This window comes from Ruegeria sp. BB6 (genome assembly GCF_056539385.1).
The window spans coordinates 1-21991 of the sequence record NZ_JBQFUW010000002.1 but is presented as its reverse complement, the minus strand read 5'-3'; the positions used below and the strand labels follow the sequence as shown (position 1 = coordinate 21991).

At 57.0% G+C, this 21991-nt stretch carries 23 protein-coding genes and 1 pseudogene; 13 read left to right on the top strand and 11 right to left on the bottom strand.

What is annotated here, in order from left to right; genetic code table 11:
* Nucleotides 1-37: 37 nt before the first annotated feature.
* The 4 genes from ACR0B7_RS04630 to guaA form a co-directional block, all read right to left on the bottom strand.
* Nucleotides 38-934: a DMT family transporter gene (locus ACR0B7_RS04630; RefSeq protein WP_170482143.1), complete on the bottom strand. Its 897-nt coding sequence runs from the start codon at nucleotides 932-934 to the stop codon at nucleotides 38-40.
* A gap of 98 nt (nucleotides 935-1032) precedes the next feature.
* Nucleotides 1033-2160, bottom strand: a complete 1128-nt coding sequence (locus tag ACR0B7_RS04625; RefSeq protein WP_170482140.1) for a porin family protein — start codon at nucleotides 2158-2160, stop codon at nucleotides 1033-1035.
* Between the two features lie 122 nt (nucleotides 2161-2282).
* On the bottom strand, nucleotides 2283-3188 hold the full coding sequence (locus tag ACR0B7_RS04620; RefSeq protein WP_170482137.1) for a DMT family transporter: 906 nt from the start codon (nucleotides 3186-3188) through the stop codon (nucleotides 2283-2285).
* 93 nt (nucleotides 3189-3281) lie between these two features.
* The gene (gene guaA / locus ACR0B7_RS04615) at nucleotides 3282-4841 is read right to left on the bottom strand and encodes a glutamine-hydrolyzing GMP synthase (protein ID WP_170417461.1); all 1560 of its coding nucleotides are present in this window, start codon (nucleotides 4839-4841) and stop codon (nucleotides 3282-3284) included.
* A 91-nt stretch (nucleotides 4842-4932) separates the two neighbouring features.
* Between guaA and ACR0B7_RS04610 the strand changes: the two genes are divergently transcribed.
* Nucleotides 4933-5373: a GNAT family N-acetyltransferase gene (locus ACR0B7_RS04610; RefSeq protein WP_170482134.1), complete on the top strand. Its 441-nt coding sequence runs from the start codon at nucleotides 4933-4935 to the stop codon at nucleotides 5371-5373.
* 133 nt (nucleotides 5374-5506) lie between these two features.
* Entirely contained in the window at nucleotides 5507-7051 is a 1545-nt protein-coding gene (locus ACR0B7_RS04605) for a trimethylamine methyltransferase family protein (RefSeq protein WP_170482130.1), read from the top strand.
* 1 nt (nucleotide 7052) lies between these two features.
* On the opposite strand, the gene ACR0B7_RS04600 is transcribed toward ACR0B7_RS04605, so the two are convergent.
* Nucleotides 7053-7352 carry a DUF6477 family protein gene (locus ACR0B7_RS04600; protein WP_170417467.1) on the bottom strand — a complete coding sequence of 100 codons (300 nt, stop codon included), beginning with the start codon at nucleotides 7350-7352 and terminating at the stop codon, nucleotides 7053-7055.
* 239 nt (nucleotides 7353-7591) lie between these two features.
* Here ACR0B7_RS04600 and ACR0B7_RS04595 point away from each other — a divergent pair, with 239 nt between their 5' ends.
* Both ACR0B7_RS04595 and ACR0B7_RS04590 read left to right on the top strand, forming a co-directional pair.
* Nucleotides 7592-8692 (top strand): DUF6456 domain-containing protein, encoded by a 1101-nt coding sequence (locus ACR0B7_RS04595; protein ID WP_170568949.1) that lies wholly within the window; start codon nucleotides 7592-7594, stop codon nucleotides 8690-8692.
* Nucleotides 8693-8747: 55 nt separating this feature from the next.
* Nucleotides 8748-9671: a hydrogen peroxide-inducible genes activator gene (locus ACR0B7_RS04590; protein WP_170482127.1), complete on the top strand. Its 924-nt coding sequence runs from the start codon at nucleotides 8748-8750 to the stop codon at nucleotides 9669-9671.
* 46 nt (nucleotides 9672-9717) lie between these two features.
* Here ACR0B7_RS04590 and ACR0B7_RS04585 read toward each other — a convergent pair whose 3' ends face one another.
* Entirely contained in the window at nucleotides 9718-10266 is a 549-nt protein-coding gene (locus tag ACR0B7_RS04585) for a peroxiredoxin (RefSeq protein WP_170482122.1), read from the bottom strand.
* A gap of 262 nt (nucleotides 10267-10528) precedes the next feature.
* Here ACR0B7_RS04585 and lipA point away from each other — a divergent pair, with 262 nt between their 5' ends.
* Together lipA and ACR0B7_RS04575 are read left to right on the top strand one after the other, a co-directional pair.
* Nucleotides 10529-11479 (top strand): lipoyl synthase, encoded by a 951-nt coding sequence (gene lipA, locus ACR0B7_RS04580; RefSeq protein WP_170576506.1) that lies wholly within the window; start codon nucleotides 10529-10531, stop codon nucleotides 11477-11479.
* Nucleotides 11476-12618: an amidohydrolase gene (locus tag ACR0B7_RS04575; protein WP_170482117.1), complete on the top strand. Its 1143-nt coding sequence runs from the start codon at nucleotides 11476-11478 to the stop codon at nucleotides 12616-12618. Before lipA ends, ACR0B7_RS04575 begins: the two co-directional genes overlap by 4 nt.
* 4 nt (nucleotides 12619-12622) lie before the next feature.
* Here the strand turns inward: ACR0B7_RS04575 and ACR0B7_RS04570 are convergent, their stop codons facing one another.
* From ACR0B7_RS04570 to hpt, 3 genes are all read right to left on the bottom strand, one after another.
* A complete protein-coding gene (locus tag ACR0B7_RS04570) occupies nucleotides 12623-12982 on the bottom strand; it encodes a hypothetical protein (RefSeq protein WP_170384135.1) in 360 nt (119 codons plus the stop codon).
* A gap of 84 nt (nucleotides 12983-13066) precedes the next feature.
* Nucleotides 13067-13243, bottom strand: a complete 177-nt coding sequence (locus ACR0B7_RS04565; protein ID WP_170482112.1) for a hypothetical protein — start codon at nucleotides 13241-13243, stop codon at nucleotides 13067-13069.
* Nucleotides 13244-13249: 6 nt separating this feature from the next.
* Entirely contained in the window at nucleotides 13250-13795 is a 546-nt protein-coding gene (gene hpt / locus ACR0B7_RS04560) for a hypoxanthine phosphoribosyltransferase (RefSeq protein WP_170482109.1), read from the bottom strand.
* Nucleotides 13796-13868: 73 nt separating this feature from the next.
* Between hpt and ACR0B7_RS04555 the strand changes: the two genes are divergently transcribed.
* Both ACR0B7_RS04555 and ACR0B7_RS04550 read left to right on the top strand, forming a co-directional pair.
* Entirely contained in the window at nucleotides 13869-14315 is a 447-nt protein-coding gene (locus tag ACR0B7_RS04555) for a type II toxin-antitoxin system RatA family toxin (protein WP_170482106.1), read from the top strand.
* Nucleotides 14316-14353: 38 nt separating this feature from the next.
* On the top strand, nucleotides 14354-15649 hold the full coding sequence (locus tag ACR0B7_RS04550; protein ID WP_170576505.1) for an MmgE/PrpD family protein: 1296 nt from the start codon (nucleotides 14354-14356) through the stop codon (nucleotides 15647-15649).
* Here the strand turns inward: ACR0B7_RS04550 and pyrC are convergent.
* Nucleotides 15646-16683 (bottom strand): dihydroorotase, encoded by a 1038-nt coding sequence (pyrC, locus tag ACR0B7_RS04545; protein ID WP_170568947.1) that lies wholly within the window; start codon nucleotides 16681-16683, stop codon nucleotides 15646-15648. The genes ACR0B7_RS04550 and pyrC overlap by 4 nt on opposite strands.
* 153 nt (nucleotides 16684-16836) lie before the next feature.
* On the opposite strand from pyrC, the gene ACR0B7_RS04540 reads away from it, so the two are divergent.
* Complete coding sequence (locus ACR0B7_RS04540; RefSeq protein WP_170482095.1) at nucleotides 16837-17745, top strand: AAA family ATPase; 909 nt, start codon at nucleotides 16837-16839, stop codon at nucleotides 17743-17745.
* A 58-nt stretch (nucleotides 17746-17803) separates the two neighbouring features.
* Nucleotides 17804-19060, top strand: coding sequence for a vWA domain-containing protein (locus ACR0B7_RS04535; protein ID WP_170482092.1), 1257 nt, complete (start codon nucleotides 17804-17806; stop codon nucleotides 19058-19060).
* 3 nt (nucleotides 19061-19063) lie between these two features.
* On the opposite strand, the gene ACR0B7_RS04530 is transcribed toward ACR0B7_RS04535, so the two are convergent.
* Nucleotides 19064-19564: a hypothetical protein gene (locus ACR0B7_RS04530; protein ID WP_170384151.1), complete on the bottom strand. Its 501-nt coding sequence runs from the start codon at nucleotides 19562-19564 to the stop codon at nucleotides 19064-19066.
* 246 nt (nucleotides 19565-19810) lie between these two features.
* Between ACR0B7_RS04530 and ACR0B7_RS04525 the strand changes: the two genes are divergently transcribed.
* The 3 genes and pseudogenes from ACR0B7_RS04525 to ACR0B7_RS04515 all read left to right on the top strand — a co-directional run.
* A complete protein-coding gene (locus ACR0B7_RS04525) occupies nucleotides 19811-20779 on the top strand; it encodes an XdhC family protein (protein ID WP_170482089.1) in 969 nt (322 codons plus the stop codon).
* Nucleotides 20776-21777, top strand: coding sequence for a molybdopterin-binding protein (locus ACR0B7_RS04520; RefSeq protein ID WP_170482086.1), 1002 nt, complete (start codon nucleotides 20776-20778; stop codon nucleotides 21775-21777). The genes ACR0B7_RS04525 and ACR0B7_RS04520 overlap by 4 nt, the downstream gene beginning before the upstream one ends.
* Nucleotides 21778-21888: 111 nt before the next feature.
* Nucleotides 21889-21991 (top strand): annotated as a pseudogene (locus tag ACR0B7_RS04515) ((2Fe-2S)-binding protein); the annotation flags it as partial.

The following is a 21991-nucleotide window of genomic DNA, read 5'->3' as shown; positions in this document are numbered from 1 at the left end:
CCTTTTAGCACCTTGCTAATTGGGGCGGCGGGCGGCGTCAATCAGGTGCGCGGTTTCGGTTTAGGATCAATAGCCCCACGGCGAGCACAGCAAAGCCTAGAAATGCCTGTGGTTGTAGCGCTTCGTCGCGCAGGATTGCGCCAAGAACAATTGCCACAGGTGGGATAACCAGCGTTACAAGCAAAAGATTGCCCGCGCCCGCCATTGCCAAAACACGGTAGTACAAAAGGTATGCTCCGGCGGTTGCAATCAGCGCATAGTAGGCGATGGCTGCCCAAGTAATGGCTGGCAGGTCGAACGTTGGAACACCGTCAACGACCAGAGTTATCGGTAAGATGAACAGCGTTGATCCTGTCAGCATCCCGGCTGCGGCAACTGCCGGGTGCAGGCCGGACAACGCGACACGCGCCCAAGCTCCGGCCAGGGCGTATGAGATCGCGCCTGCGATGATGGCCAGTTGCGCCGCGCTTTGCAGGTCAAAACTGGCGAAACTCTGAACTCCGATGGCGATCGCAACTCCGACGAACCCCAGACTGACGCCAAGGGCGCGAGAACGGGTCAATTGTTCGTCTTTGAAAAATATCGCCGCGACCAGAACGCCAAAAATTGCCGTTGTTGCGTTCAGGATCGAGGTGAGCCCCGTTTCGATATACAACTGTCCCCATGCCATAAGAGAAAACGGAATGGCGTTGTTCAGTACTCCCATTACAACAAATGCAATCCAAATGCGTGGGGTAGAAGGTACCTTTAACCCCTTAACCCAAACCACAACCCAAAGCGCCAGCATCGCCCAGAAGACGCGATGCAGGACCGAGGTCATGACAGGTACAGTGTCCAGCGCGATCCTGATGGAAACGAATGATGCGCCCCAGATCAGGCCCAGCAACAAAAGCTCGGCCCATGCCTGTGTGGAAAGTTGTTTTTGAGTAGCCATGCCAATGTCTTTCACTCAAACGCGGCAAACGCGACCCGAAACATGCGAAAAGGCCCCGCCAAATGGCGAGGCCTCTGTTCAAACTACCTGAAAACTTCTTAGTTCAGTGCGTATGTGAGCTGCAGACCAACACTCCAGGCCGAGTTTCCAGTGAACTCGCCACCCGTGGTGGTGGTGGCATCGCCGATATCGGTGTAGCGGATCGCGCCCGAAAGCTGAGCCTGCTCAAACGAGTAGGTGCCACCTACGCCGATGCTCCAGAAACCGTCGGTTGGGCCGAGGTTGGAAACCGGTGTGCCGGACGAGGCTTCATAGCCAGCGGATACAGCACCCGAGAACTCCTCGGAGAACTGATAGCCGACGCCCAAAGTATAGGTGAAGGTGTCGTCGTCATAGTCGACCAGGTTGTTACCGGTAATTCCGACATAGGCTGGTGGTGCAAGTACTGCCTGAGGCCAGTCAACCCAGCGGATCGAACCAAACACAAGAGTTTTCGGTGCGACACCGGTCTGGAAGTCAAGGTTAACCGACTGGGGCGTGATAACCTCATCTTCTGTGTTCAGGGAAACGACAGGTACCGGTACCGGCGGCGGCTGAGTGTTGAAGGATTCTACCAGTCCAAAATTGTGAGTGATCTTGGAGTTGTAGACCAGCGAAACGCGCGCGGCGATCTCGGGACGTTCCCAAGCGACACCGACAAGGTAGCCAAAGTCGATTTCATCATCCGATGTGGTTCGGTAGCCAAGGGCTGCGGGCACGGCAACATCCAGACTTGCACGCTGTCCCCGGACACCTGCAATAGCGCTAAAGCCGCCGTCGAATTTGTAACGCAGCACGGCCGAGATTGCGTCCGTGTCAGCCTTGGCGCGCAGGACATCGGTCCGGCCGCCGAACGGCGTCACCGGGTTCAACGAAAGCGGGTAGTCGGCCGCGTACTCTACGTCCGCGCCAAACGGCTGATCATAAATCAGCGCGAAATCCAGCCTGTCATTGAACGCATGCTTGTATGCAAGTCCCGGCGAAAAAAAGCTGTTGGTCACGTTGCCCGAGTCGACGCCGAACTGCTCTCCGCTGACGCTTGGGGAAGCATACCCCAGACGCAACTGAACGGCCGATCCTTCCTCGAACAGAATGTTCACGCCTTGGCCACTGCGATCAAGGCCGCCTGCATAGGCACCCGTCGCGCCAACGCACATAGCGCACGCCTGTAGAAGCGCTTTCCTCATTTAGTCCCTCCCTAAATATCTCCTGTAAGGTCGGTGCCCGTCTCCGTAAGGGGCTGCTGACCCGGTGTGTGGTGCTCGTTATTCTGTTAAGGTTTACTTTATCGTCAACTGGTGACGGTGCGTTACTTGTTTGGAGCGTGTCGGGAGACTGTTGCGTTTGTGTTACGATTCTCGGCGCTAACATTCAAAAAGATACCTGAGAAGATCACGGCAGCCCCAAGAAGCGTCCATTGGTCCAACGGTTCTTGGTAAAGAATCATGCCGACGATCGCGATTGTCGGCAGCCTGGCAAAGTCGAAAGGCACCACCACTGTTGCCGGGGCAATAGCCAAGGCGTTGGTGATGCAAAAGTGTGCAAGAAGCCCGGCCAGTCCGATCAACAACAGAAAAGGAGCGGTTTTGGCTGAGGGCAGCGCAATCTGTCCGTCAATTCCAGATGCCGCCAATCCCAGAATCGCTTGAATAACCGTCAGCCAGAACATGATGCAGCCGATGCTGGCATGTTGGGTCAGTTTTTTCGTCGAAATCGTCGTCAGAGCGAAGAAAACCGCAGACAGGGCGGCGGCTATGACGCCTCCGGTCAGTGGCACCGCGCCGGGGCGGGCGACAATGAGAATGCCGACAAACCCGATCAAAGCGGACAAGACGCGTATTGTGGTCAATCTTTCACCCAACAAGAGCGGGGAAAGAAGAATGACCCAAAAAGGCTGAGTGAATTCAAGCGCGAAGACCTGCGCCAAAGGAACAACCGATACCGCATAGAACCAAAGGTTCTGGCCGGTGAAGTGTAGAACGTTTCGGACTCCGTGCAGGCCGATACGATTGGTCGTCACATGGTGCCACTTGCCAGTGACTGTCAGGGCAAGTGAAACGATGAGTATGCCGACAAGACTTCGGTAGAACATGATCTCAAACGTGTCATGAGATACGCTGAGTTCTCGGCCCGCGACTGCCATCGACGAAAACGAGGCGATGGCCCCGGTCATCCAAAGTGCGGCTTTGCCGATCTGAGGTCTGCTGGCTTCCATAAGAAATCTGTTGAGGCCCAAGGTGAGGATTTAAGGAAAACAGAAGTTTGCCTGATCCGAAATAATAAAGCCGGGGAAGTCCCCGGCTTTTTGTTATTCCCACTCGATCGTTCCCGGTGGTTTTGATGTGATGTCATAGGTGCATCGGTTGATCCCTTTGACCTCATTAATAATCCGTGTCGCGGTCTCACCCAGGAATTCGTGGCTAAACGGATAATAGTCGGCCGTCATTCCATCAACTGACGTCACGGCCCGCAAGGCGCAGGCGTAGTCATAGGTGCGACCATCTCCCATGACGCCGACGGTGCGGACAGGCAGAATGGCGACAAAAGCCTGCCAAATTTCATCGTAAAGGCCGTGTTTGCGGATTTGATCGATGTAGACAGCATCGGCTTCGCGCAAGATTTCCAGTTTCTCACGCGTAATCTCACCCGGACAGCGAATCGCCAGACCGGGACCGGGGAAGGGGTGGCGGCCGATAAAGCTCTGCGGCAGTCCAAGTTCGCGGCCCAACGCGCGGACCTCGTCCTTGAACAACTCGCGCAGGGGTTCGACCAGCTTCAGGCCCATCTTTTCGGGCAGACCGCCAACATTGTGGTGCGATTTGATCGTGACCGAGGGGCCGCCGGAAAAGGACACCGATTCAATGACATCGGGGTACAAAGTGCCCTGCGCCAGGAACTCGGCCCCGTCGATGGTGTCGGCGTGTTTCTGGAATACGTCGATGAACAGCTTGCCGATGATCTTGCGCTTGGTCTCGGGGTCGGACTGGCCTTCCAACTCACCAAGGAACAGGTCGCTTTCATCCGCGTGGATCAGTTGAATGTTGTAGTTGTCGCGGAACATGCCGACGACTTCTTCGGCCTCGTTCTTGCGCAGCAGGCCGTGATCAACAAAGACACAGGTGAGCTGATCGCCGATCGCCTCGTGGATCAGGATCGCTGCGACCGAGCTGTCGACGCCGCCGGACAGACCACAGATGACCTTTTTGTCGCCCACCTGTTCGCGGATTTTGCGGATCATCTCGTCGCGATAGGCGCCCATGGTCCAGTCGCCCTTGAACCCGGCCAGTTTTACGAAATTCTCGTACAGTTTCGCGCCCTTGGGAGTGTGGTGTACCTCGGGGTGGAACTGAACCGCATAGAAGTGACGGCTGGCATCGGCGGTAACTGCAAAAGGCGCGTTGGGCGAGGTGCCGAACACCTCGAACCCAGGTGCGATTTCACTGACGTGGTCACCGTGGCTCATCCAGACCTGTTCGTCGCCATCGGCGAACCAACCGTCAAGGATATCCAACTGACCCTTGGGCGTGACAAAGGCGCGGCCGAACTCGGCGGTGCCGTGGCCGCTTTCGACTTTGCCGCCCAACTGGTGCATCATCACCTGCTGGCCATAACATATCCCAAGGATCGGGACGCCATAATCGAAAATCTCTTGCGGAGCGCGCGGTGAACCTTCGCGCGTCACACTGTCCGGCCCGCCCGAGAAGATCACGGCCTTTGGCGCCATCTCGCGCACAAATTCCATCGTGACTTTCTGATAGGGGTGGATTTCGCAATAGACGTTCAGCTCACGCAGGCGTCGCGCGATAAGCTGCGTTACCTGGCTGCCGAAGTCGATGATCAGAAGGCGGTCATGAGTGTCCTGGGTCATGGTTGGCTATTAGGTCGCAAGCCTTGCATGTGCAAGCGCAATGACATCATTTGTGCAATTGTGCCTCAGGTTAGTGAGGAAAGGGGATGTCATGTCAAAGATTAAGCTGCGGCGCGCTACCCTTGCCGATGTTGATGAGGCAACCGTGTGCATTTCGGCGGCCTATGCGCCTGCGTTGCGCGAAATACCGGATCTGCCAGACGTAACTGGTGGCGTTGCTAAGGACATAGCCACTCATGAGGCGGTCGTGGCCGAAGATGGCACAGGAATTATTGGGTATGTTGTCTATGACGTTGTTGAAGACGCGATGATGGTTTTCAATCTTGCCGTTTCGCCGGCCGCACAGGGGAAGGGAGTCGCAAAAAGGCTGCTGGAACATGTAGAAGACACAGCGCGCACGCAGGGAGTGGAACGACTTAGGTTGCGGACCCATCGTTTGATGCAAACAACGGTTGCCATGTATCAATATTTGGGGTGGGGCATCGCAAGCTCCAAAGGAAACAGCTTGGTCATGGAAAAGCCGGTTCGGTAACGGATGCGCCGGGCCTGTTCAAAGCGTCGGCCCAAATGTCGCTTTTACCCCTATAGCGCCGTAAACCATATGCTTTGCACCCATTGCCTCCTGTAACAAATCCATCAAACCAACCAATAGACGGGATCTTCTCATGGCAGAGGCAAATACCCGGCGCAGGGCGAGAGGTGGCGGTGGCGCCGCCCGCCGAGCCGAACGCACCGCGGTTCGTATCGAAACTGCAAAGTATATCGAACGTAATATTCCGAACTTCGAGGTTCTCAACGAAGAAGCGTTGCAGATCATCGAAGCCAACGCTGAAACCATTCTGGCCGAGGTCGGAGTCAACTTTGTCGATAACCCCGCTGCGCTGGAGCGTTGGAAAGACGCTGGTGCCGATGTGGATGGCGAACGTGTTCGCATCCCTCGTGGTCTGGCGCGTGAGCTGATCAAGACCGCCCCCAGCGAGTTTACTCAGCACGCCCGCAACCCCGAGAAATCGGTGGTCATCGGTGGCCGTAATCTGGTTTTGGCCCCGGTCTATGGACCTCCGTTCGTTCGCGATGCGCAGGGTGGCCGACGCTATGCCACAATGGACGATTTCAACAAGTTCGTGAAACTGGCCTATATGTCCAAATGGCTGCACCATTCGGGCGGTACGGTGTGCGAACCGACGGACATTCCAGTGAACAAGCGTCACCTGGACATGCTGATGGCGCACATGACCCTGTCGGACAAACCGTTCATGGGCTCGGTCACCGATCCCAGCCGTGCGCAGGATTCCGTTGAGATGTGTGAGATTCTGTTCGGCAAAGAGTTCGTGCAGGAAAATACGGTCATGACCTCGCTGACCAACATCAACTCGCCGATGACCTTCGACGACGTAATGATGGGCTCGCTCGAGGTCTATGCGGCCAACAACCAAGCCTGCATCATCTCGCCGTTTATCGTGGGTGGCGCGATGGCTCCGGTTTCTGTTGCGGGGACACTGACGCAGGTTCTGGCCGAAGTTCTGGCTGGTGTTGCCTATAGCCAGATCATCCGTCCGGGTGCACCTGCGATCTTTGGTGCGTTTGTGTCGTCGATCGACATGAACTCTGGCGCGCCGACCTTCGGGACGCCCGAGGCGTCGATGGTCACCTATGGCGCGGGCCAGTTGGCGCGCCGTCTGAACTTGCCGTTCCGTTCGGCGGGGTCGTTCTGCGGCTCGAAACTACCTGATGCGCAGGCCGCGTATGAAACCGCGAACTCGCTGAACATGGGTCTGATGGCCGGTGTGAACTTCATGCTGCATTCCTGCGGCTGGCTGGAAGGCGGTCTGGTGGCTGACTTTGAAAAGTTCGTCATGGATGCCGATCAGCTTGGCGTACTGCACGGTCTGGCCAAGGGCGTAGCCTATGACGAAAACGCACAGGCGATGGACGCGATCCGCGAGGTTGGTCCGGGTGGTCACTATCTGGGATGCGCTCACACGCAGGCCAACTTCAAGGAAGCCTTCTGGAAAAGCGAAGTTCTGGACTATAAGCCGTTCGAGACATGGGAAGACGAAGGCGGCCGCGACACGCGTCAACTGGCGACGTCGCGGGTCGAGCATTTGCTGGCCAATTACCAACAGCCCCAACTCGACCCTGCGATCAATGCTGCTCTGAATGAGTACATTGAAAAGAAAAAGGCATCCATGCCGGACGCCTTCAGCTAAGTCATTGATATTGTGAGGCGCGGCTGGCTTTGAACAGTTGCGCCTCGCCCAGCAACGCAATCAGAATATCCAGGTGCCGAACCAGAGAATAAGCGGCATCTTCGGCAGTCCGTTGCGCGTTCACCTCCTTTTCCATTTCTATCAGCCGCATCAGCGCCGCACCTGTCCCGGGCAGTGATCCATACCCTAGTATGCGTTGTAGGTGACGTTCACGATCATAGTCCTGTGCGCCATGTTTTGCCGCGCGGGCCAATAGGCGTGGGCGGCGGAGGGTTGCGATCATGGTCATCAGGTCTTGCATTCAGAAATTCCTAGTCTGTGTGGCAGTCCCTTTGTTTGTCACACAACCTAAGCGGGTGTTGCTTCAATCACCCTCTCGCCGAACTCTGACTTCATGAGTGTTTATGATTTTGAAACAAATCTAGTTCTTGTCTCCATCCGTTAACGAACGAGTAACGAAAGCGACTCTAGTTAGATTTGGTTAACCATTTCATTGGGGGCGATTGGGAACAGATTTTTTGTCGACGAGGGCAAGTAACTATGGAAAACAACATGGCTTTCACCATTCCGGCTTGGGTACCCGAAGGGGCGCAGAGATATCTGGCGCATACCGAAACCGGTCAGTCGATCCGCGACATCGCGCGGTCAGCAGGGTGCCATGCTTCAACCATTCTCAGACAAATTCGGCGCATCGAGTCACGTCGGGATGATCCCCTGGTGGATGCGGCGCTTCAGTCGTTGGCGGATAGGCATTTCTCCGATCCGCTGGATCAGGACGGTCTTTTTCCGGGGGCACAGGAGGACGAGACCGCCGCCGAGGACGAGTTCAACCGTGAAGCCCTGCGGGTATTGCGGCGTCTTTGTGAAACAGGGTCCGTACTGGCCGTTGCCGAGGATATGGACAAGGCAGTGGTCGTGCGGGATACGGGTGAACAAGCTGCAACCCGAACTGCTGTTGTGGATTGCGAGATCGCGCAGGCTCTGGCTTTGAAAGACTGGATTTCCTGCGACAATCCCGGGCGGATTTCCAGATATAGAATTTCGACTTCAGGGCGAACGGCGTTTAGCCAGCTTGTTGCCGAAGCAGAAAATCGGGCACGGGCGAGAAGCGAATTTGGAATGGCCGAGGCGCAGACTCCGTTTCAGCCAGAGGGGGGTATAAATAAGGGCAGCTCAGGTACGAACCGACAAAGACGTATCCGGTACAGTGCTGCGGAAAGTCCACTGATTGGGCTGGCTCGCAGGCGGGACAAGGACGGCAAACCCTTTTTGGATGAAACGTTGGTCGGTGCCGGAGAGCGTTTGAGAGAAGACTTTGAACTGGCGCAAATCGGACCGCAAGTTGCTCAGAACTGGGACCACTTTCTAACAGCCGGTGGGAGAGGGAGCTTTGGGCAAAACGCGTCTGCTGATCGGGGATCGTCTGACGCCCGCGACCGGGTCGAGCGCGCGCTTTCAGACCTCGGACCCGGTTTAAGTGACGTCGCGCTGCGGTGCTGTTGCTATTTGGAGGGGCTAGAGATGGCCGAAAAGCGCATGGGATGGTCTGCGCGCTCGGGCAAGATAGTTCTGCGGATCGCATTGCAGCGACTCAAAAGGCACTATGAGAAGCAGACCGAGAAAAACAGGCTGATCGGTTGAGGGTCACTCAATAAGCAAAGGTTGCAGATCCGCGTCGCGGTGATAGTCATGGGTTATGAATTTTACCCTTAGACAACTGCAGTATTTTTGTGCCGTAGCCGAGCAGCGTAATTTTGGCCGGGCGGCGCAGGTTTGCCATGTGTCTCAGCCTGCGCTTTCGGTTCAGATCAAAGCGCTGGAGGAAACGCTGGGCGGTTCCTTGTTCGAGCGTCAGGCGCGCGACATCCTGCTGACCCCGCTGGGGCGCGACGTTCTGGATCACGCACGGCAGGTTCTTGGCGCCGCGGATCGCTTGGATCAGTTCGCCAGAGATCAGTCAGGCGGTCATCGCTCTTTGTCCATTGGAATTATTCCGACTATCGCACCTTACATTTTGCCAGGGGTTCTGGCCGGTCTGCGGACGGCGGATGTGTCGCTAAAGGTGCAAATCCGCGAGGCCCGGACAGAGCGTTTGCTATCTATGCTGCGAGCTGGCGAGATTGACGCAGGCGTTGTGGCGTTGCCGTCTGGCGGCAGCGAGCTTCACGAGGTGGCCTTGTTCAAGGATCGTTTTCTGCTGGCAGGCAGCGCAGGACGGTTGCAGACGATGCCGAGCGATCCAGAAGCGCTGCGCCCCATAGACCTAAGGGCCACACAGCTCATGCTGCTAGATGACGGTCACTGCCTGACGGATCAAGCGTTGGAGGTGTGCGGTCAGGATAGAAGCAGTGGGCTTATCAACATGGGCGCGTCTTCACTGGCAACCTTGTCCCGTTTGGTGGCCGAAGGGTTCGGCCTGACATTGATGCCGGAACTTGCAGCTCGTGCAGAAGCCGAAGCTGTGCCGGGTTTGAAGCTGCAGCGTTTCGGCTCTCCGCAACCTTACCGCACGATTGGGTTGGTACGCCGCGAATCGACGGGGCAGGAGGCTTGGTTTGACAGCTTGGCCGAAGTCATTCGACTTGTGGGTGAGGATATCGTCACCGCGACCAGAACATGAAAAGACCCGCCAGGGGCGGGTCTTAGTGTCACTCATCCAGAGCAGTTTAAGCCAGCTCAGGCTCTTTGGCTTCGTCCAGATGCTTCATCAGGTTCTCCGGCGACGAAACGCCGTAGGGGTCTTCGGGGCAGTTGTCCATCAGACCGGGTTCTTCAAACCACGCTTCGACGACGCCGTCATTTACGATGGCAGCGTAGCGCCAGGACCGCATTCCGAATCCAAGGTTGTCCTTGTCAACCAGCATACCCATTTTCCGGGTGAATTCACCGGAACCATCGGGGATAACTTTGACATTCGTCAGACCCTGATCCTGAGCCCATTTGTTCATGACAAAGCTGTCGTTGACCGACATGCAGTAAATCTCGTCGATACCCTTTGCGGCGAAATCCGCGTGACCGTTCTCAAAGCCCGGCAATTGATAGGTAGAGCATGTCGGCGTAAATGCGCCCGGCAGTGAAAATAGGATAACCCGCTTACCCGCAAAGTAGTCGGCGGTGGTTTTGTCTTCCCAGCGGAACGGGTTTGGGCCTTCGATGGCCTCATCGCGCACGCGGGTGTGAAAGGTGACAGCAGGTAGTGTCGCGCCGGTTTTCATAAACAAGCTCCTGTGGTTCAAGGTGGGTTTTAGCGCTGTTTAAAACAGTTCTAAACTGGCTTCAACGCTCGAATTGCTGCGACGGCAAATGACGGTAGGTCACTGAAATAATGCTCATATACCGGGCGCAAAAGCGAAAGGAAGCAGCAAATGCTGCATCGCAATATGGGCGCTGCATGGCTGATATGTCCCTGTGGCATAGTACATGCAGACGTACTATGTTAGAGCACAGCAAATTGACCCAAAGTCAGGAAAGCCAGCCGTGCGTGATCTCAAGATCCCCGAACAACGTCACCCTGAAAAGGCGCATAAGCCGGACAATGCGCAGCCCAAAAAGCCAAGCTGGATTCGCGTCAAGGCGCCGGGTGGCAAGGGCTATGCGGACACGCGCAAGATCATGCGTGACAACAACCTTGTTACCGTGTGCGAAGAAGCCGGCTGTCCGAATGTGGGCGAATGCTGGAGCCAAGGTCACGCGACCATGATGATCATGGGCGAAATCTGTACCCGAGGTTGCACATTCTGCAACATCGCCACAGGACGCCCCGACGCTTTGGACGTGTTTGAGCCCGGACGTGTTGCCCACGCGGTTGAGAAGCTGGGCCTAAATCATGTGGTCATAACTTCTGTTGATCGGGATGACCTTGAAGATGGCGGCGCGGACCACTTTGCGCAGACAATCCGGGCAGTTCGACATCGTTCGCCCAAGACCACGATCGAAATTCTGACACCCGACTTTCTGAAATGCGATCCGTCGGTTCTTGAAACCGTGGTCGAGGCCAAGCCGGATGTGTTCAATCACAATCTTGAAACTGTGCCGGGCCTTTACCCCGAGGTTCGCCCCGGCGCGCGATACTTCCACTCTTTGCGCTTGTTGCAGCGTGTGAAAGAGCTTGATCCGTCGGTCTTTACCAAGTCCGGCATCATGGTCGGGCTGGGCGAGGATGAACAGCAGGTTCGTCAGGTCATGGACGACATGCGCGCCGCAGACATCGACTTTCTGACTATCGGCCAATACCTCCAGCCGACGACCAAACACCATGGTGTGGATCGGTTCGTCACACCCGAGGAGTTCGCCTCTTATGAAAAAGCGGCGTATGGCAAGGGGTTCCTGATGGTTTCCGCAACCCCGTTGACCCGGTCGTCATACCACGCTGGTGACGATTTTGCGCGCTTGCGGGACGCTCGGCAAAAAATGTTGGAGCGGTGGTGACCCCAGATACGATATCGCGGCTGGTCCGTCTGCGTCGTGAACTTCATCAGTATCCCGAACTGTCCGGGGAAGAGCAAAAAACTGCCGCTCGGGTCGCCAAGGAACTAGCTGAGCTTGGAGCGGACCGCGTTGTTACCGGGATAGGTGGGCACGGGGTCGCTGCGATTTTCGACAGCGGGATCGCTGGACCGACGGTTGCGGTTCGCTGTGAATTGGACGGGTTGCCAATTCAGGAACAAAGTGACGTGGACTATGTGTCCCGTGTCCCTGACCGGGGACATCTGTGCGGACATGATGGCCACATGGTTATGGTGCTTGGGGTTGCCCAAGAAATCGGCCGCGCGCGCCCTAAGAAGGGCCGCGTGGTTTTGATTTTTCAACCGGCTGAAGAAACTGGAAAAGGTGCGTTGGCCTTTCGCGCGGATCGCCAGTTTGCCAAAATTGCACCGGACTATGTGTTTTCGCTTCATAATTTGCCCGGCTTGGGCCTCGGCAAGGTCCAGATTTGTACGGGTGCGGCCAACTGTGCGTCGCGCGGAATGAAGATTGCCCTGACAGGGAAAACGTCTCATGCGGCGGCGCCCTTGGATGGCGTTTCTCCGGCTGGTGCGCTGTCTGCTTTGATGCCGAAGATGGCCGAGTTAGGGGCAGGAGGCGCGTTAGACGATGCCTTCGCGCTGACCACTGTGACCCATGCCAGTTTGGGCGAGCCTACGTTCGGGGTCTCTCCGGGCAAGGCCGAGCTTTGGGTTACCTTGCGCACGGTGACTGACATCAGGATGCAGCAGTTGATGGCCGAAGCCGAGGCACTGGCCGCGCAGCACGCCGAGGCGGACGGGCTTCAATGCCAGATTCTCTATGATGATGTGTTCGATTCCTGCGTGAACCACGCGGACGCAGTCGAAATTTTGGCCTCTGCGTGTAATGCAGGTCGCGTCGAGCATGAAATGACGGAAAACCCGCAGAAGTTTTCCGAAGACTTCGGGCAGTTTTCAAAAGGTGCGAAAACTGCAATGTTCTGGCTGGGTGCAGGTCAGGATCACCCGCAACTACACAACCCGGATTACGACTTCCCGGATGCCATTATTCCCGTTGGAACGGGCATCTTCGTAGATTCAATCCGTACGTTGCTAGGGTAAAGTCCTACTTCACCAGATCCCCGACAATACCCACGGCTTCGATAACCGTGCGAGTGTCGTCTGAAATCGAAACGATCTCATCGTCTATCCGGACATAGCGTTGACCGGGTGGCAGAGGCTTGAGGTTCCAGCCATCGAGATCGTCCAGGTAGTCAAAATCAAGATCATCGGGCAGTTTATTTCCGCGTGTATAGCGCTTGACCTGACCTGGCGGGACACCAACGCCCTTATTCGATTTTAGCGGCTTTTCCACCTTGACCTTGTCAGCACCTTTGCCTTTGGCCTTGTTGTCTTTTGCGTCTGCTATTCCTGCCGAGGCCGCAACAGCAAATGCAATTAGAACGCTGGTTGAAAAAAACTTCATGAACGAACTCCTCCCAATTCATTGGAAGGTAGTCTGATCGAATATCGTTTGTCTATTGATATTCCATTTGCTGAATTTGGTGCGCTAGCGCACTGGGGCCCGTGCGGGTTCCAGTCGTCCCCATTCTGGCCGCCACCCCATGTATTCAATTCCGCCGATTGCCAGAGCTATGAGGATTGCGCCAAACACCAATTTGACCCGCCGCTCGGACGGCGGGTTTCGCGCCCATTGAGACATGCGCAGCAGATGCCGAGGGTTCATGGTGCGTTATCCATCTTCGACGAACCGCACCTTGCCGATGAAGGGCAGGTTGCGGTTGCGCTGAGCGTAGTCGATGCCATAGCCCACGACGAATTCGTCGGGAATTTCAAACCCGATCCAGTCTGAACGAAAATCGACTTCACGCCGACTGGGTTTGTCCAGCAATGCGATGGATTTCAACCGGCTGGGTTTGCGGCTGCTCAAGAGTTTGGTGACATGGTTCAACGTGTGGCCGGTATCAACGATGTCTTCGACGACCAGCACATCGCGCCCCTCAATAGCGCCCCGCAAGTCCTTGAGAATACGCACTTCGCGACTGCTTTCCATCGAATCGCCGTAGGATGACGCCTCGAGGAAATCCACTTCGATCGGAAGATCCAGTTCCCGAACAAGATCGGCAATGAAAACGAAGCTACCGCGAAGCAGTCCAACCACGACGAGTTTGTCGGTCTTGTCAAATTCCTGCGTGATTTCGCGGCAAAGTTCTTCGATCCGAGCAGCGATCGCCTTTGCCGAGATCATCTCATCTATCACATATGCGCGGTCGGTCATCGTTGCCCCCTTGATCTTTGGCGCGCAACATACGACATGACGCGCCATTGTCACCTGTAAATACCGGAACGCCATGCCTACACATTCCGAGACACGTCACCTGCCATATACGGCTCAGCAGATGTATGACCTTGTCGCGGATGTGGCCAAGTATCCTCAGTTCCTGCCGTGGTGCGCTGCGGCCCGAATCCGTCGTACCTATGCTGCGGGTGAGGCGCAGGTGCTTGAGGCCGATCTTGTGATCTCATTCAAGGTCTTCCGCGAACGCTTTGGCAGCCGTGTGACGCTGCATGCGGAACAGCGAAAAATCGACACCGAATATCTGGACGGACCGTTCAAATACATGAAGTCCGACTGGCATTTTCAGGAGGCACCCGACGGTGGGTGCGATATTTCGTTCCACGTCGATTTTGAGTTCAAGAACGCCATTCTTCAGGGCATCATTGGTGTTGTCTTCAACGAGGCGATGCACAGGATCGTTCAGGCGTTCGAGAGCCGGGCCGCCGATTTATACGCCTAAGTCTTTACCCGCGATGGGCGCACGCTAGACTGCGCCTCATGACCGATTTCACCTCAGCTCTGGCCGAGTTTGCATCCGGCCCTATTTCGACTTCGTCTCAGACGCGCATCGTGACGTCCCTTTCGGTACTTGATTGGATGGCCGTCGGTCGTGCGGGTGCCAGCGAACCCGTGTCCATAACACTACGCGATCTGGTTCTGGACGAAGGCGGCACGGGGCAGGCGCATCTGTTTGGTGGTGGCCACGCACCCCTGCGAGGGGCGGCCCTGGTCAACGGGACCGTTTCCCATGCTCTGGACTACGACGACACTCATTTCGCTCATATCGGGCATCCGTCGGTCGCGGTGCTGCCTGCGGCGTTGGCACTGTGCGAATGGGATGACCGGATTCTTGTAGACTTTCTCGAATCCGCTTTGGTCGGGATGGAGCTGTCCATTCGGATGGGGCTTTGGCTGGGGCGGGACCATTATCAAGCCGGGTTCCACCAAACCGCAACCTCCGGCGCGTTCGGGGCGGCGGTTGCAGCGGGCCGGGTGCTTGGCTTCGACGTTGAACAGATGCGCAAAGTTCTGGGTCTGACATCCACCCGGGCAGCAGGTCTGAAAGCCCAGTTTGGAACGATGGGCAAACCCTACAATGCCGGGCTTGCGGCCTCGGCAGGCGTCGAGGCCGCGTTGCTGGTCGCCAAGGGGTTTGAACCCAGTTTAGATGCTCTGGAAGGGCCGTTTGGCTTTGGCGCAACGCACAAAGGTCAGTCCGACGTCGGCGCGGCCTTGGGGGGATTGGGCGAGGAATGGCTGTTCGATACGGTCAGCCACAAGTTTCATGCCTGTTGCCACGGCCTACATGCGGCGCTTGAGGCCGCCTTGGAACTGGACATAGCGGAACCAGAAGTGGCCGAGATCAAGATCAGGACTCATCCCCGCTGGATGAGTGTGTGCAATCAGATGTCGCCTACGACGGGGTTGGGGGTTAAGTTTTCCTATCGGACCGTGATTGCGATGCAGGCGCTGGGATACGACACTGCGTTGCCTGCCAGCTATTCCGAAAAAACATGCTCCGATCCGCGTTTGCTTTCGTTGCGTGACCGCGTGACGGTAGAGGCAGATGAGACGCTATCTGAGACTCAAGCCCACCTGACCCTGCTGCGCCGCGACGGGATAAGCAAAGAGGCAAGCCATGACCTTTTGGCCCTGCTGCCCTTGGCCGAGCGTGAGGACCGGGTGCGCGGCAAGGCCGCCAAGTTGATCGGAGGCGATGAGGCGGACGCGATCTGGTCGATGCTGCGCACCGGAGGCCGCGCCCGCGATTTGGCTGCTCTGCTGGCTGGTTAGGCCACGCGCCAGTGCAGGGGGAATCCGGGATCGAACACCGTGACGGGGCCGTCACCGGATTCAATCTTGTCGGGATACACGACCGGTTCGCCCTTGGTCAGAGTGATCGTCCCCTCATTCACCGGCAGGCCATAAAAGCCCGGACCGTTGAGCGAGGTAAACCCTTCCAGCTTGTCCAGCGCGCCTTCACGGTCGAACATCTCGGCCACCAGAGACATGGTGTTCGTCGCGGTGAAACACCCTGCGCAGCCACAGGCCATTTCCTTGTTCGCATCCGTATGCGGCGCGCTGTCAGTTCCAAGGAAGAACCGCGCATCGCCCGAGGTCGCAGCGGCCAGCAGCGCAAGCCGGTGTTCCTCGCGCTTGGCGACGGGCAGGCAGTAGTAATGCGGTTTGATCCCGCCGACCAGAATATGGTTGCGGTTGATGATCAGATGGTGCGCAGTGATCGTCGCGCCCAGATCAGTGTCATTGGCTTTGACATAGTCCACACCATTCGCGGTAGTGATATGCTCCATCACCACGCGCAAGCCGGGGGTTGCCTTGCGGATCGGGTCCAGTACGCGTTCGATGAACACCGCCTCGCGGTCGAAAATGTCGATATCCGCATCCGTGACCTCGCCATGCACACACATGGGCAGGCCAATCTCGGCCATCTTCTCCAGCACCGGGCGCACCTTGTCGAAATCCCGCACGCCCGAGGCCGAATTGGTCGTGGCCCCCGCTGGGTAAAGCTTGACCGCCTTGATCAGCCCGCTGGCATGTGCTGCGGCGACATCCTTGGGGTCTGTATCTTCGGTCAGATACAGGGTCATCAACGGCTCGAACGTCATCCCATCGGGCAGGGCGGCCAGAATACGGTCGCGATAAGCGGCTGCCTGCTCGCCACGAACGACGGGCGGCACAAGGTTCGGCATGATAATCGCACGCGCAAAGTGGCGCGCAGTTTCGGGCAGGACGGCCTCCAGCATTGCGCCATCGCGCAGGTGCAGATGCCAGTCGTCGGGGCGGCGGATCGTCAGGGTATCGGTCATGGCCCCCGGCTATCACAGCGCGCACCAAGGTGAAAAGCCCCGAATGGCGCGCGGCACCGTGTCAACTTGTCGGAACGTCGTAAGCCGCCGGAAACCTCTCGGTCTTGACGCGCACGCGCCGTCGTGACCTCTTGTGCCGAAGGGGAGAATGTCATGACGCAGCCAAATACCATCGACGCCGTTCAGACCATGCTGGGCGAACAGGGTTACGTCTGCGGACGGGCCTTGGCCACGGTCGTCTTCCTGTCACTGAAACTGGGGCGGCCTCTGTTTCTGGAGGGCGAGGCCGGTGTCGGCAAAACCGAGATTGCCAAGGCACTGGCCGCAGGTCTGAACCGCCGCCTGATCCGCTTGCAATGCTACGAAGGGCTGGATGCGTCTTCTGCCGTTTACGAGTGGAACTTCCCCGCGCAGATGGTAGCGATCCGAACGGCCGAGGCGTCGGGCGGCGCAGACCGAGGCGCGCTGCAGACCGAGCTTTTCTCGGACGACTACCTGATTGAACGACCTTTATTGCAGGCCATGCGCCCGGATGAACACGGTGCACCGGTCCTGTTGATAGACGAACTCGATCGCACGGATGAGCCGTTCGAGGCCTTCCTGCTCGAAGCTCTCAGCGATTTTCAGGTCACGATTCCCGAACTTGGCACCGTCAAAGCGTCCGAACCGCCCATCGTTATCGTCACATCCAACCGAACGCGCGAAGTGCACGACGCACTGAAACGCCGCTGCCTCTACCATTGGGTCGACTACCCTGACTTCGACCGCGAAATCGAAATCCTCCACGCCCGTGCGCCCGAAGCAGCCGAAGCGCTTAGCCGCGAGGTCGTAGCCTTCGTCCAGCACTTGCGCACCGAAGACCTGTTCAAGAAGCCCGGCGTAGCCGAGACAATCGACTGGGCCAAATGCCTGCTGGCGCTTGACGTGATCAACCTCAGCCCCGAAGTGATCGGCGACACATTGGGCGCGATCCTGAAATACCAGGACGACATCCAGAAGTTGCAAGGCTCCGAAGCAAAACGTATTCTGGACGAAGCCAAAGCCACGCTTGAACCGGCCTGATGCTTCTTCTGTTCAAAAATACTTCGGGGGTATGGGGGCAGAGCCCCCATGACGTCTGATGGTCGAGCAACTCCCGCTTGATATCCCTGAAAACCCCAAGCTGGCGCAGAACATTACGCATTTTGCGCGGGCGTTGCGAAAGGCGGGCTTGCCCATCGGCACAGGACGCGTTGTTGATGCGATCCGGGCTGTTCAGGCCGCCGGATTTTCCGAGAAACAGGATTTCTACTGGACCCTGCACGCCTGTTTCGTGAACCGCCCAGAACACCGCACCGTCTTCGCTCAGGTCTTTCGCATGTACTGGCGCGATCCGCGTTACATGGAGCACATGATGGCCATGATGCTTCCTGCTGTGCGCGGCGTTCAAGAAGAACGTAAAGCCGACGCGGGTGAAAAACGTGCGGCCGAAGCGTTGCTGGATGGAGTTGAGCGCGACCTGCCCGAGGCGTCGGATTCAGAAGAAGAAACGGAACTTGAAATTGATGCCTCGCAAACCGCGTCTTCCGAAGAGCGGTTGCGCAGTCTGGACTTTGAGCAGATGAGCACAGCCGAGATCGCTCAGGCCAAACGGATTCTGTCGCGCCTGACGCTTCCGGTGAAGCCCATTGAATCGCGCCGGGGTCAGTCAAACCATCTGGGGCAACGCATCGACCGCGCACGAACATTGCGCGCAGCAATGCGGCAAGGCGGTGAGTTGCGGGATATTGCGCATCTCAAACCGAAACCGCGCTGGCCCAATCTTGTTGTGCTTTGCGATATTTCGGGGTCTATGAGCCAATACAGCAGGATTATTCTGCATTTCCTTCATACGGTTTCAAACGCAAAAGGGGCAGGTTGGGCCAAGGTTCACGCGTTTACCTTTGGAACTCGACTGACCAACATCACACGACACTTGCAACAACGCGATGTGGATGCGGCTCTGGCCGCCGCCGGGGCCGAAGCACAGGATTGGGAAGGGGGAACGCGCATCGGCGATTGCCTTCACGCCTTCAACCGCGATTGGTCTCGCCGAGTTATGGGGCAGGGCGCGGTCGTGCTTTTGATTTCCGACGGGTTGGATCGTGGAGAACCCGAAGCACTGGCGAAGGAAATGGAACGTCTGCACCTTTCGGCCAGGCGCCTGATCTGGCTCAACCCATTGCTGCGCTGGGATGGATTCGCGCCGAAAGCGCAGGGTGTTGCTGCGATGTTGCCGCATGTTGACAGCTTTAGGGCAGGCCATTCGATTGCATCGCTAGAGGACTTGGCCTCTGTCATCTCAAAACCCGATGACGTGGGTGAGAAAGCGCGGTTGTTGACCGCGCTTTCGGATTGAAAATCAGCTTAGCTGTTCTTCGTTGCACTTACGCGCCATTTCCATTGCCTTGTAGGTGCCCGTCAGATCAACGGTGAACGCAAACTCTTTCTCAGGAAAGACGACCATGACCTTTTGCTTGGCAATGTCATCAGCAAATTGAGGATCGTCAGAAAGGACATATCCACCCGAATAGCCCTTGGTAATGTTACCCTTCATGCCAGTCGCTTCGCCAACATAGAGGTTCTCACCCAGCAGAATCGCAACGGCCTCAGTATCGCCGCGCTTGATGTCCGTTTCCTCCTTGGTGAAGACACCCACGTACCCAACGGCGCGATCTTCGGTCAGTCCCATCTGTACGACGTTTTCGGCATCATCAACGGCTTCGATCAGGCAGGTCTTTTTGTCTTGGTCGATGAATACTTTCCATCCCTCGACCTCGCCATAACGCAGGAACGTGTCCGCAGACGCTATGGTTGAAGTGAGAAGACCAACGGCAATTCCCAGTGTAAAAATGCGTTTCAACTCTTTGTCTCCGTTGTGAAAAAATGGTTCGGTGCCCGTCAGAGCAATCCAACGGTAGGCACACGCTAGAACGTGATCCCGTGACAATCAACGATTTGAATGAGTTGCCTTGAACTGAGCCTTTTTGTGCCGAAGTTCATTTCTGTTCGGAAGGTGCGGCGGGGCTGTGAAGATATTGGCCTTTAGGCTTACTTTTCATTGCGCCAAACCTGCCTATGTTGATTGTGAACTCGCCGGGAGGGTGCAATGGACAGATTCGACAACAGCCCAGAGACGGCATTGCGCTGGTACAAGGAAGGTAAGTCCGCTGCTCTTGCCACTGTCGTCGAAACCTGGGGCAGTGCTCCGCGCCGGGTTGGAGCGCAACTTGTGATAGGCAGTGACGGTCAGATCGAAGGATCAGTCTCGGGCGGGTGTGTCGAAGGCGCGGTAATTGTCGAAGCATTAGAAGCCATTGAAGAAAAAGAGGCGCGACTTCTGGAATTTGGTGTCAGTGACGAAGACGCATTTGCTGTGGGACTCGCCTGTGGGGGTACGATCCGGGTTCTGGTTGAACCAATCGGCAGCGTGCTTTCAGATTCCATGTTGCAGGAGTTGGTAGAATCTCGCGCTGCCCGCGAGCCGTTGGTCTACGAGGTCAACGTGGAAACCGGGCACCGGGCCTTGCGTCGCGACGCCTATCCTCAGCGCCTGCGTATGGATCGATCAGGCTTTGAAGAAGACGGAAAGACATTTGTAGCGGTTCACAATCCCCCGCTGCGGCTAATCATTGTTGGGGCGGTGCATATCGCTCAGGCGCTGGTGCCGATGGCTCGGATCGCGGGATATGATCCGGCAATCATCGACCCACGGGACGCTTTCGCCTCAAATGCGCGCTTCCCCGGAGAAACCATTCTAACCGACTGGCCGGATGAAGCCGTTGCCAAACTCGGATTGGATTCGCGCACCGCCGTCGTTTTGCTGACCCATGACCCCAAGTTGGACGATCCTGCGCTTGAGTCGGCGCTTAGGGCCGGGGTGTTCTACATTGGTGCTTTGGGGTCCACCCGGACACACGCCAAACGTGTCGCCCGACTGATCGAGACAGGCTTTTCTGAAACCCAGATCGGCCGAATTCACGGCCCGATCGGTCTGGACATCGGCGCGGCGGACCCGTCAGAGATTGCCGTGGCAATTCTGGCTCAGATGACCGCTGTTCTAAGAGGCAAAGCGTGAAGTTCGGATCCGTTCCCGTAGCCGATGCAAACGGTGCGATTCTGGCCCACTCGGTCAAGGTGGGTGAAAGCAAGCTGCGCAAGGGGATTGTGCTTGCGCCTGAACATCTCGATCAGTTGGCGGCCTCGGGTCACACTTCGGTAACGGTTGCGCGGTTGGAACCCGGCGACTGCCATGAAGACGACGCCGCGCGGATGCTGGCGGACGCGCTTGCACCGGACCCCAAGGCCGCCGGGCTGCGCGTGACGCCGCCCTTCACCGGCCGAGTGAACCTGCTTGCCGATGGGCCGGGCGTCGTCGTTCTTGATGTCGACGCGCTTGAGGAATTCAATCGGGTCAATCCGATGATCACCGTGGCGACTGTTCCGCAGTATCAGCAGATGACCGAAGGCGGGATGGTCGCGACGATTAAGGTCATCTCCTATGCCGTTCCGGGGGACGATGTGCTGCACGCCTCCCGTCTTGCCACTGCTTCAATTCAGTTGGTCCCGCCGACGCTGAAAACCGCGGGGCTTGTGGTGACCGATATTCCTGGCGGACCGTCCAACGAAAAGGGCATAGCGGCGATCCGCAACCGGGTCGAAGCCTTGGGTATGGAGATGACCGACGTACGCATTGTCCCGCATAGGCCCGAGCCTTTGGCCAAAGCGATTGCGGCAATGTCCGGTGATTTGGTGATGATTCTGACCGGCTCTGCAACATCTGACGCTTATGATGTGGCCCCCCAAGCAGTTCGCGCAGCCGGAGGGCAGGTTGATCGTTTTGGCATGCCTGTTGATCCCGGAAACCTGTTGTTTTTGGGGTCGTTGCACTCCCGGCCAGTGATCGGGTTGCCGGGATGTGCGCGCTCTCCTGCTTTGAACGGGGCCGACTGGGTTCTGTCACGCGTGGCCTGTGGGGTCGAGACAACGGGTATTGATATCGCCGGGATGGGCGTGGGCGGCTTGCTCAAGGAAATTCCGACGCGGCCACAACCTAGATCCTCGCGAAAACGATAAGGAACTTTCCAGCAATTCGCCAAGCGGTGGAACAATCGCAGTTTTTTGTTCTCAAATGAAAATCCCCGTGTTTAACTCTGGCTAAGGGAAAACACGAAATGGGAGGATTTCATGACACAGGTCTCGATGACTGTGAACGGCGTTGCTGTGAGCGGTGAGGTTGAGGGTCGGACGTTATTGTCTGGTTTTTTGCGTGATCATTTGGGGATGACTG